Source organism: Vagococcus teuberi, from assembly GCF_001870205.1.
GTDB classification, from domain to species: Bacteria; Bacillota; Bacilli; order Lactobacillales; family Vagococcaceae; genus Vagococcus; species Vagococcus teuberi.
Genome location: NZ_CP017267.1, coordinates 112,501 through 124,775 on the forward strand (window position 1 = coordinate 112,501; position 12,275 = coordinate 124,775).

The 12,275-nt window shown below is 35.9% G+C and carries 9 protein-coding genes (1 of these 9 running past the window's edge); all 9 read left to right on the forward strand.

Annotated elements, in window-relative coordinates; all coding sequences use genetic code 11:
• Nucleotides 1–81: the 3' end of a CtsR family transcriptional regulator gene (locus BHY08_RS00575; RefSeq protein ID WP_071456013.1), read on the forward strand. 399 nt of this gene lie to the left of the window's left edge; the window shows 81 of its 480 coding nt (coding positions 400–480); its start codon lies beyond the left edge, outside the window; its stop codon occupies nt 79–81.
• Entirely contained in the window at nt 78–2,534 is a 2,457-nt protein-coding gene (locus BHY08_RS00580; RefSeq protein ID WP_071456014.1) for an ATP-dependent Clp protease ATP-binding subunit, read from the forward strand. The genes BHY08_RS00575 and BHY08_RS00580 overlap by 4 nt, the downstream gene beginning before the upstream one ends.
• Before the next feature lie 113 nt (nt 2,535–2,647).
• On the forward strand, nt 2,648–3,568 hold the full coding sequence (locus tag BHY08_RS00585; protein ID WP_071456015.1) for a peptidase U32 family protein: 921 nt from the start codon (nt 2,648–2,650) through the stop codon (nt 3,566–3,568).
• A gap of 12 nt (nt 3,569–3,580) precedes the next feature.
• Complete coding sequence (locus tag BHY08_RS00590; RefSeq protein ID WP_071456016.1) at nt 3,581–4,816, forward strand: peptidase U32 family protein; 1,236 nt, start codon at nt 3,581–3,583, stop codon at nt 4,814–4,816.
• A 15-nt stretch (nt 4,817–4,831) separates the two neighbouring features.
• On the forward strand, nt 4,832–6,175 hold the full coding sequence (gene gor, locus BHY08_RS00595) for a glutathione-disulfide reductase (protein ID WP_071456017.1): 1,344 nt from the start codon (nt 4,832–4,834) through the stop codon (nt 6,173–6,175).
• A 123-nt stretch (nt 6,176–6,298) separates the two neighbouring features.
• Nucleotides 6,299–7,705, forward strand: a complete 1,407-nt coding sequence (locus BHY08_RS00600) for a cytochrome ubiquinol oxidase subunit I (RefSeq protein WP_071456018.1) — start codon at nt 6,299–6,301, stop codon at nt 7,703–7,705.
• Between the two features lies 1 nt (nt 7,706).
• Nucleotides 7,707–8,711 (forward strand): cytochrome d ubiquinol oxidase subunit II, encoded by a 1,005-nt coding sequence (gene cydB / locus BHY08_RS00605; protein WP_071456019.1) that lies wholly within the window; start codon nt 7,707–7,709, stop codon nt 8,709–8,711.
• A gap of 16 nt (nt 8,712–8,727) precedes the next feature.
• Nucleotides 8,728–10,458: a thiol reductant ABC exporter subunit CydD gene (gene cydD, locus BHY08_RS00610; protein ID WP_071456020.1), complete on the forward strand. Its 1,731-nt coding sequence runs from the start codon at nt 8,728–8,730 to the stop codon at nt 10,456–10,458.
• Nucleotides 10,459–10,460: 2 nt separating this feature from the next.
• On the forward strand, nt 10,461–12,215 hold the full coding sequence (gene cydC, locus BHY08_RS00615) for a thiol reductant ABC exporter subunit CydC (RefSeq protein WP_071456021.1): 1,755 nt from the start codon (nt 10,461–10,463) through the stop codon (nt 12,213–12,215).
• Nucleotides 12,216–12,275: the final 60 nt, after the last annotated feature.

Consider the following 12,275-nt stretch of genomic DNA (forward strand, 5'->3'; position numbering starts at 1 on the left):
GAAGAAAAACTATTAAGAGCGAATATGATGATTGATGTGCTGGAGCGCTTAACTTATGAAGAAGAGGAGCGAGATATATGAGCGAATTATTTACGAAACGTGCAAATGATGTACTGGAATTAGCACAAGAGAGTGCTAGATATTTTAAACATGATGTTGTTGGAACTGAAGATCTATTATTAGGACTAGTAAAAGAGCCAAGAGGAGTTGGTGGAAAAGCAATTAGAAAATTAAACATAGACGAAGAAACCATATTTGAAGAGATTGAGCAGGTTGTTCAATATGGTAGCTATAAAACCAAAAAAGGTCAGCTTTTACCATATTCACCTAGAGCAAAAGATGTGTTAGCTTTTGCTGGAGAAGAGGCTAAACGACTAGGAGCACCCAGTATTGGTACTGAGCACATTTTACTTGCTTTAATTAGAGAAGATACCTTGCTCTCAGCACGTATTCTACAGAACTTTACGGTAGATTTAAAAAAATTACGCAAAGATATTTTAAAAAGAGTTGGTATTAATGAAAATAGTAAGAATGGAAAGTCTCGTAAAACAGCAAAATCACTAACAAATGAAGGGACACCGACATTGGAGTCATTGGCTAGAGATTTAACTCAAAGTGCTAGAGAAAAACGATTGGATCCGTTAGTTGGCCGAGATACCGAAGTGGAAAGACTGATCCAAATATTGAGTCGTCGTACAAAAAATAACCCGGTTTTAGTTGGAGACCCAGGTGTAGGTAAAACGGCAATTGCTGAAGGATTAGCACAACGCATTGTTGAAGCCAATGTTCCAAAAGATATGAGAAATAAACGAGTGATGATGCTTGATATGGGAGCAGTAGTTGCAGGAACAAAATATCGTGGTGAATTTGAAGATCGCATGAAAAAATTAGTGGATGAAATTTATCATGATGGCGAAGTTATTTTGTTTATTGATGAATTACATACGTTGATTGGTGCTGGTGGAGCTGAAGGTGCGATTGATGCATCTAATATTTTAAAACCTGCTCTTGCTCGTGGTGAATTACAAACAATAGGGGCAACGACGTTAGATGAATATCAAAAATATATTGAAAAAGATCCTGCATTAGAGAGACGTTTTGCTAAAATTTTAGTGGATGAACCAAACGAAGAAGAAACAATTGATATTTTATCAGGACTAAAAACACAATATGAAGAGCATCATCAAGTAGCGATTACACAAGAAGCTATTGAGGCAGCTGTAAAATTATCTATTCGTTACATTAATGATCGTCAGCTTCCTGATAAAGCTATTGATTTGATAGATGAGGCAGCTGCCAAAGTACGCTTGAATCAAGCGGAAAAACCATCTCCAATAGTGAAACAACAACAGGTATTAGCTGATATCTATAAGGAAAAAGAAGAAGCGATTATCTCACAAAATTTTGCCGAAGTGGTTGAAATTCGAGAGATAGAAAAGAAAGCCTTAAAAAAATTAGCAAAATTAGTTGAAAAACAAGAAAAAGAATCAACTGGTTATACACAAAAAGTGACCGAAGAAGATATTGAATCTGTCATTTCTCAATGGACTGGTATTCCTTTAACACAGTTAGAGAAAAAAGAGAGTGAACGATTACTTGATTTGGAAAAGGTCATGCATGAACGTGTTGTCGGCCAAGAAGAGGCTGTAGAATCTGTTTCACGTGCCATTCGACGTGCGCGAAGTGGATTGAAGAGTCCTAATCGTCCAATTGGGTCATTTATGTTTTTAGGGCCAACAGGTGTTGGGAAAACAGAACTAGCTAAAACAATTGCTGAAGTGATGTTTGGTTCAGAAGATGCCTTGATTCGAGTGGATATGTCTGAATTTATGGAAAAACATAGTACAAGTCGTTTAGTCGGCTCCCCTCCAGGATATGTTGGTTATGATGAAGGAGGACAATTGACTGAGCGAATTCGTCAAAAACCATATTCTGTTGTATTACTTGATGAGGTAGAAAAAGCTCATCCTGATGTGTTTAATGTGTTGTTGCAAGTACTAGATGATGGGCATTTAACTGATGCCAAAGGTCGTAAAGTAGATTTTAAAAATACAATTATTATCATGACATCAAATATCGGCGCTACTTCTTTACGAGATGAAAAGACTGTTGGATTTGGTGTAGCAAATGAAACCAAAGATTATAAAGCGATGAAATCTCGTATATTAGAAGAATTGAAAAAATCATTTAGACCGGAATTTTTAAATCGTGTAGATGAAGTGGTCGTATTCCACTCATTAAATAAACAACAATTACATGATATCGTGAAAATCATGTCTAAAGATGTTGTTGAGAGATTAAAAGAACAAGATATTACATTAAAATTAACTTCAGCAGCTATTGATGTTATCAGTAGTGAAGGGTTTGATCCGGAATACGGAGCTCGTCCAATTCGTCGTGCTTTGCAAAAAGAAGTCGAAGATAGACTAAGTGAATTACTCTTGTCAGGTGAACTTCAAACAGGAGATATAGTGACTCTTGGTGCATCAAAAGGGAAAATTAATACAAAAGTAAAAAAGGTAGAAAAAGTGTAACAAACAAGCGTTAGTTAGTTAAATAACTAGCGCTTTTACCTTGTGAAAGTTTGCGGTTTATCTATGCAATATGTTAGGATAAAAAGTGTTTATAAAGGATAGGAGTGTCTAGAATGATAGAGATAAGTACGACAGTGGACTCATTAGAACAGGCACGTCAACTGGTCGAATTGGATATTGATGTAATTTGTTTTGGAGAAGAGGAATTTGGGTTACGTTTACCGCATTATTTCGCAAGAGAAGAAATGACTGAATTGGTTCAATTAGCTCATAGTAAAGGAAAAAAAGCTCGTGTTGCGGTGAGTGCGATTATGCATCCAGATAAAATGGAGCTTATTCCTGAATATTTGGGTTTTTTAGAATCAATTGGAGTAGATGATATTATTGTAGGCGATCCTGGTGTGATTTATGTCTTACAACGAGATGGATATAAACTACCTTATGTATATAATGCTGAAACAATGGTGACTAGTTCAAGGCAAGTAAACTTTTGGGCCAAACGTGGGGCAACTGGTGCAATTTTAGCTAGAGAAATTCCGTTTGAGGAGTTGCAACAAATTGCCAAAGATACGCAAGTCTTTACTGAAGTTTTAGTGTATGGTGCGACTTGTATCCATCACTCAAAACGCCCATTGATTACAAATTATTTTAATTTTACGAAGCAACAAGACAATGTTTCTAAAGAAGATGGGTTGTTTATATCTGAACCTAAAGATGAAGAAACACATTATTCTATTTTCGAAGATAAGCATGGGACACACATTTATGCCACAAATGATGTAGACTTAATGTTTGAATTAAAAGAATTATATGATGCTGGTTTAAGACATTGGAAATTAGATGGTATGTATACTCCTGGGGAAGATTTCGTGAGTATTGTTTCAAGTTTTATTACAGCTAAAAAAGCGTTGATTGGAGACACTTGGACACAGGATTTGGCAAAATCGCTACAAAAAACGATTATGGAACATCATCCAAAAGGAAGAAGTTTGGATACTGGCTTTTATTATTTAGATCCTGAGGAAATAAAATAGGAGAGAGTAAAGATGACAAATACATTGAAACGACCAGAAGTACTGGCTCCAGCTGGTACACTTGAAAAATTGAAAATTGCGATACATTACGGGGCAGATGCTGTGTATATTGGTGGAAATGCTTATGGCCTAAGAAGTCGTGCTGGGAACTTTTCTTATGAAGAAATGGAAGAAGGTGTCGCATTTGCTAAAGAGCGAGGAGCAAAAGTTTATGTGGCGGCTAACATGGTGACGCATGAAGGAGATGCCAAAGGAGCTGGGGAGTTTTTTAGAAAATTGCGAGATATTGGCATTAGTGCGGTAATCGTCTCTGACCCAGCATTAATTGAAGTATGCATTACCGAAGCACCTGGTTTACCGATTCATTTGTCGACACAATCTTCTGCGACAAATTTTGAAACATTAGAGTTTTGGAAAAATGAAGGACTAGAACGAGTGGTGTTAGGTCGTGAGGTCTCAATGGACGAGGTAGCGAAAATTCGTGAGAATACGGATATTGAAATTGAAGCCTTTATTCATGGTGCGATGTGTATTTCCTATTCAGGTCGTTGTACCTTATCAAATCATATGAGTCACAGAGATGCTAACCGTGGTGGGTGTTCACAATCATGTCGTTGGAAATATGATTTGTTTGATATGCCATTTGGTGAAGAAAGACGTTCATTAACAGACACTGGTGAAGTGAGTGAGCCGTTTTCAATGAGCGCGGTGGATATGTCAATGATCGAACACATTCCTGATTTAGTAAAAAACGGTGTCGATAGTCTAAAAATTGAAGGACGCATGAAGTCGATTCATTATGTATCAACAGTATCTAACGTCTATAAAAAAGCAGTTGATAGCTACATGGCTGATCCGGAAAATTATGTGTGTAAACAAGAGTGGATTGATGAACTGTGGAAAGTGGCACAACGAGAATTAGCAACTGGTTTTTATTATCATATTCCAACAGATGAGGAACAATTATTTGGAAAACGCCGGAAAATCCCAGTGTATAAGTTCATTGGTGAAGTGTTAGAATATGATGACGAAACTAAAATTGCTACTATCAGACAACGAAATCATTTCAGAATCGAAGATCGTATTGAATTTTACGGACCTGGATTTACTCACTTTGAACAAGATATCAAAGAGATGTGGAATGAAGACGGTGAATCAATTGAAAAAGCACCAAATGCTATGATGATTGTCAAGATGCCAGTCGCACAACCAGTTAAACCTGGTGATATGATTCGTAAACAGAAGTAAGAAGGGAGAAAATGGATGAAAACATTTGATTATATAGTGATTGGTGGAGGTAGTGGTGGAATAGCTTCTGCTAATAGAGCAGGTATGCATGGGGCTAAAGTGTTATTAATAGAAGGAAACGAGCTTGGTGGAACATGTGTCAATGTTGGATGTGTTCCTAAAAAAGTGATGTGGTCAGCATCTCAAATGAATGACATGCTACACCATCAAGCCTATGAATATGGTTTTGATGTAACAGTTGACGGATTTGACATGGCTCGTTTAGTCGAAAATCGCCAAACGTATATCAAACGATTGAATGGTTTGTATTTAAAAGGGCTAGAAAGTAATGGAGTGACTCATATTAAGGGTTACGCTAAATTTAAAGAAAAAAATGTGGTCGAAGTAAATGGAGAAACATTTACTGCTCCTCATATTTTAATTGCGACAGGTGGGAAAATTATTCGTCCGAATATTCCCGGTGCAGAATATGGTATTGATTCAAATGGCTTTTTTGAGTTAACAGAACTACCAAAACGTGTAGCGGTAGTTGGAGCTGGTTATATTGCAGTGGAAATCGCTGGCGTATTACATGGCTTAGGAGCAACGACTCATTTGGCATTTAGACGTGACACCTTTTTACGTGAATTCGATGACTTATTAATTCAAGGGTTGACTGAAAGTTATGAGAAAAGTGGCATGAATTTACATGCAAATAGTGTACCAAAGAGTGTTGAAAAAACAGCTTCTGGTTACGTTTTGTCCTTTGAAAATGGAAAATCAATCGAGGTAGATGAAATTGTCTGGGCAATCGGTCGAGTGCCAAATATGGATGGGTTAAACCTTGATGTGACAGATGTTGAATTAACGGATAAAGGTGCAATAAAAGTAGACCAGTATCAAAATACCACACAAGAAGGTATTTATGCTGTTGGAGATGTCATTGATAAAATTAATTTAACACCTGTAGCAATTGCAGCAGGACGAAGATTATCCGAACGATTATTTAACAATCAAGATAATTTATATTTAGAGTATCATACCGTTCCAACAGTTGTATTTTCACATCCAGCGATTGGAACAGTTGGTTTAACAGAAAAAGAAGCTAGAGAACAATATGGTGAGGATGTTAAAATATATACGTCTAGATTTACACCAATGCAGTTTGCGATTACTGAAGTTCGCGAAAAATGTTGGATGAAGCTTGTGTGTGTCGGAAAAGAAGAACGAATTGTTGGATTACACGGTATTGGATTGGGTGTTGACGAGATGCTACAGGGATTTGCGGTTGCTGTAAGAATGGGTGCAACTAAAGCTGATTTTGATCAAACTGTTGCCATCCATCCAACAGGAGCAGAAGAATTTGTCACAATGAGATAATGTGTGTAAAAAACGTTGTTTAAATTTATTATTACTTGATAACGAGTTGAAAAAGTTTTGAAACTACTTGACCTATCGGGTATAATGAGTTTGTTAAATAGATTTATATAAGGAGGATTATTTATGGATATCGAATTTTTGGCACGGTTCCAGTTTGGTATGACAACTGTCTTCCATTTCTTTTTCGTGCCAATGTCTATCGGGATGGCATTCGCTGTTGCGGTAATGGAGACAATGTATGTTGTTAAAAAAGAACAAATCTATAAAGATATGGCAAAATTCTGGGGTAACATCTTTTTAATTGGTTTTGCCGTAGGGGTTGTAACAGGGCTTATCCAAGAGTTTCAATTTGGAATGAACTGGTCTGAATACTCTCGTTTTATGGGGGATATTTTTGGAGCACCTTTAGCAGTTGAAGCACTATTAGCATTCTTTATGGAATCAACGTTTATTGGTTTATGGATGTTTGGTTGGGACAAGTTTAACGAAAAACTGCATTTATTATTTATTTGGTTAGTTTCAATCGGTACAGCACTATCAGCCCTTTGGATTCTTGCAGCGAACTCATTCATGCAAAATCCTGTTTCTTATTCAATCAACGAAGCAACTGGTCGTGCAGAATTAACAAGCTTTGTTGGTTTACTAAAAAATCATCAATTATGGGTAGAATACCCTCACGTATTATTTGGTGCAATTGTAACCGGTGGATTTGTGATTGCAGGTTCATCAGCATGGAAAATGCTTAAAAACAAAGACATGGAATTCTTTAAAAAATCAATGAACATTGGATTGATTTTAGGATTAGTTGGTTCAATTTTAACAATTGGTGCTGGTCACCAACAAATGATCGCTGTTGCAAACGATCAACCAATGAAATTTGCAGCAATGGAAGGTATCTATGAAGATACAACTTCTCCTGCACCATGGAACATTATTGCATCAATCGATACGAAAGATAAAGAAACAAAATGGGAAATTTCTGTGCCATACTTACTAACACTTTTAGGTGGAGAAGAGAAGTACATCGGGATGGACCAAGCAAATAAAAATCTACATGACGAATACGATGCCAAATTTGGTTCAGAGATGGATTACTATTTACCAGTTAAGACTCTTTTCTGGGGATTCAGATTCATGGCAGGTTTTGGTACACTAATGGCATTAATGGCTATTGTGGGACTATTCTTGCTTCATAAAAACAAGATTCAAAATATGAAATGGTTACTATGGCTATTTGTAGCAGGCATTAGTTTCCCATTCATTTCAAACACATTCGGTTGGTTAGTAACTGAATTAGGACGTTCACCATGGACTGTTTATGGACTATTTACAATCGCAGATAGTGTGTCTCCTGGTGTATCAGCAACATCATTATTAATTAGTAACATTGTTTACTTCTTATTATTCAGTGTATTAGGTTATGTGATGTTTGTATTCTGTAAACGTGCTGTTAAAAAAGGGCCTTACTATGTGGATCCATCTGAAGCGAAAAAAGATGGTATAGATCCATTTGCAAAGGGGGTTCTGTAAAATGAGTAATTTACAATTTTTATGGTTTATTTTAATTGGTGTCTTATTTTCAGGATTCTTCTTCTTAGAAGGATTTGACTTTGGTGTTGGGATGTCAGTTAAATTGGTTGCACGTAATAAACGTGAACGTGACCAAGTCATTGAAACAATTGGACCTATTTGGGAAAGTAACTTAGTATGGTTAATTACAGCTGGTGGGGCAATGTTTGCCTCTTTCCCGGAATGGTACGCGTCACTATTTAGTGGATTCTACTTAATTTTATTATTTATTTTAGTAGGATTAATTATCCGCGGGGTATCATTTAAGTTCCGAAGTAGTTCTGAAAATGCGAAAGAACGTAATACTTGGGAATGGGCATTGTTTTTAGGTAGTGTGATTGTCCCATTTCTATTTGGTATGATGTTTGTTGACTTAGTAATGGGTCTACCAATGGATGCATCTAAAAACGTGATGAATGCATCATTTACTGATTACGTGAACCTATTTTCTATCGTTGGTGGAGTGGCAGTGACTTTAGTTAGTTTCTTACACGGATTAAACTACTTACGATTAAAAACAGAAGGAGCGGTGCGTGAACGTTCATTAGCTATTGCTAAAAAATTATACCCAGTATTATTTGCTGGATTAGTTGTTTTTGCTATCTTAGCTTATTTGAAAACAGATTTCTTTACTGAACGTTTTACATCTTCATTGATTCTTTTAGTTTTAATTGTTGTTTTTGCAGCACTTTCTGCTTATGGCACTTATAAAGACAAAGAAGGATTATCTTTTATTTCAACTGGATTAGTCTTCGTTGGGATTGTAGCATTCTTATTTAATGGGTTATTCCCACGTGTTATGATCGCCAAAGATTCACAGTTTAGTTTATTAATTGAAAATGCATCAAGTACACCGTATACATTGAAAGTAATGACAATTGTTACAGTTGTCTTATTACCAATCGTCTTACTTTACATTGCTTGGGCATATAAACAATTTACCAAACGTGTCAAGATAGATAGATAAAAGGAGTTGTACCTGATTGATTGATAAGAATTTATTTCGTATTGATAAAATTAGGTCAGTCTTAATTGGGCTTGTAGGATTAGGAATCCTACAAGCCTTATTAATTATCGGACAGGCTTATTTTTTATCAAAAGGTATCAGTGCGTTGTGGAACGGAGAAGCTGTCGCAGCGCAAACGATGTCGCTTATTTGGTTTTTTTCTTGTTTTTTTGGTAGACAGCTAGTGTTGTATGTACGAGATAAATCTCTTGATAAGTACGCGTATCAAGAAGCAAGAAAAGTCCGACAACAATTGCTACAGAAAATATTTCGTTTAGGTCCTAACTTTGTTCAAAAAGAAGGGACTGGTAACATGGTTACTATGACGATTGAAGGGATTGACCAAGTAGAAAACTATATTACGTTAATTTTACCGAAATTAACCAATATGATGGTCATACCATGGATTATCTTAGTGTTTGTATTTACGCAAGATGTGCGTTCAGGAGTCATATTATTAATCGTTTTTCCCGTTATCATTTTATTTATGATTATTTTGGGATACGCTGCAAGAGCCAAAGCAGATAGACAATATGAAGGGTTTCAGTTATTAAGTAATCATTTTTTAGACTCTCTAAGAGGGATCGAAACGCTTTATTTTTTAGGGTTAAGTAAGACATATGAAAAAAATGTTTACGACATTAGTGAAGATTACCGAAAAGCAACAATGAGTACGTTAAAAATTGCGATACTTTCAACATTTGCACTAGATTTTTTTACAACTTTATCAGTGGCAATTGTGGCGGTCTTTTTAGGGTTTAAGTTAATGAATGGAGAAATTTTATTATTACCAGCTTTAACAACCTTAGTGCTAGCACCAGATTTCTTTTTACCTTTACGAGATTTTTCAAATGACTACCATGCGACATTAGATGGTGGAAACACGTTAAAATCTATTTTTTCAATTTTAGATCAAAAAGAATTAACAAATGATGAAACAATGGACTTAAAAGGTTCATGGAATGATTTAGACAAATTATCATTAAAAAATATGTCGTTAAAATACAATGGCTCACAAGAGGCAACAACCTTAACGGATATTTCATTTGATTGGCAAGGGAGTGGGAAAATAGGAATTGTGGGGTTATCAGGTTCTGGTAAGTCAACATTGATTAAGCTACTAGGCGGATTTTTAGAAGCAACAGAGCCAAGCATTCATATTAATGATTCTGCTATGAGTAATTTGCAAAAGAAAGTTTGGCAAGATCAATTATTTTATATTCCTCAAGATCCTTATATTTTCCATGGCACATTAAAAGAAAATATTACATTCTATCATCCAGAAGCAAGTTTTGAAGAATGTGCTGAAGCTATCAAGCAAGCAGGTTTGATAGATGTCATTGAAGAATTACCAGAAGGTTGGGATACTGTGATTGGTGAAGGAGGCCACTTACTAAGCGGAGGCCAATACCAACGAATTGCAGTAGCCAGAGCATTGCTTGATAAAGAACGAAAAGTTTTACTATTTGATGAACCTACCGCCCATTTGGATGTGGAAACAGAGTATGAACTAAAAGAAACCATGTTACCATTATTTGAAGATAAGCTTGTCTTTTTTGCAACGCATCGTCTGCATTGGATGAGAGAGATGGATTATATCTTGGTAATGGAAGATGGAAAAATTGTGGAACAAGGAACTTATGATGAGTTACGTGCTAAAAATGGTGCCTACCAACACTTTGTTGACCAATTGAAGGGAGGGTTATAGAAATGAAACAAGATCACTTATTATTAACAAAACAAGATAAGTGGGTTAGACCTTTTTTCAAGAAGTATAAGAAGCTATTGGCCTTAGTTTTATTCCTAGGATTTCTAACGTTTTTTTCAGCTGCAGCATTGATGTTTACCTCAGGCTACTTGATTAGCCGTTCGGCCGCAAAACCTGAAAATATACTAATGGTGTATGTCCCAATTGTATTAACACGTGCATTTGGTATTGCCAGACCAACATTTCGTTATATCGAACGTTTAGGAAGTCATAACTGGGTGTTAAAAATGACGTCTGATATTCGTGTCAGGTTGTATCGTTCATTAGAAACAGAGGCAACAGATACAAAAGAAAATTATCAATCAGGTAGTTTACTTGGGATATTATCAGAAGATATTAACCATATCCAAAATCTTTACTTAAGAACGATTTTTCCAATCTGTACGTCTTATATTTTATATCTCTTTATTGTGATAGGATTAGGTTACTTCTCTCTACCATTTGCTGGGTTAATGTTAATTTTATTTGCTTTAATTCTAGTGGTATTGCCACTAGCAGCAATCTTAGTTAATAATGCTAGAGTGTACCGTAAAAAAGCAAAAAAACATGTGCTATATAATGATTTAACAGATGCTGTTCTAGGAGTAGCTGACTGGCAATACAGCGGTCGTTATGAAGAGTTTTTAACACAATATAATGATGCTGAATCAAGTGTAAGAGAAGAAGATTATCAATTAAATCGTTACTCTAGACTTGAAGGGATTATAAAGCAGTTTATTTTTGGTGTGATAGCTATTTGTCTCTTTATTTGGTCAGGATCATACTTTATTAGTCAAGGAAACCCCGGCGCACTAAATTGGATTGCGGCATTTGTGTTGTCATTTTTCCCATTACTAGATGCCTTTGGGCCAGTGAGTGATTCAGTTAAAGAGTTACCTATTTATGAAGATACTGTTCAGCGTTTATCCAAACTACCAGATCCGGATAAACTTGACGCTGGAGTGGCGAAAAACTCAATTACTTTAGAATCGACTACAATCCAGTTAGAAGATGTTAGTTTTAAATATTCTCAAGGTAAACGAGAGTTACTATCTCATTTTAACCTAACGATACCAGAAGGGGATGTTGTCGCATTATTAGGAAAAAGTGGGACAGGTAAAACGACATTAACTCAGATTATTCGCGGAGATTTACTTCCAACATCAGGTAAAGTGTTAGTTGGTGGTGTGGATATTAAAGAGATGGAAGGCCAACAAGCTAAATATTTTGGCGTTCTAAATCAACACCCATACCTGTTTAATACAAGTTTAAAAAATAATGTGCGTTTAGGTAACTTAGATGCGACAGATGAAGACGTATTAAAAGCGATCGAAGCAGCAGGCCTAAAACAAGTTGTGGAGCGTTTGCCACAGGGGATGGACACATTAGTTGAAGAAGGCGGAAAACGATTCTCAGGTGGAGAACAACAACGTATCGCGTTAGCTAGAATCTTATTACAAGATGTGTCAATTGTTATTATTGATGAACCAACTATTGGTTTGGATCCACTAACAGAAAAACAATTACTTGAAACAGTATTTAATGTGTTAAAAGATAAAACAGTGATTTGGATTACCCATCATTTAGTTGGGATTCATCATGCTGATGAAGTCGTGTTCATTGAAGATGGAAAAATTGATATGTCTGGCAGTCCAAAAGAGCTGTTAGAAACAAACGAGCATTTCAAACAACTATATGAAATGGATGTTTATGAGTAAAAAGAGGCTGACCCAAAAGTCTCTAGAATAAACTAAAAGGAAGAAAATCTTTTTTCGATT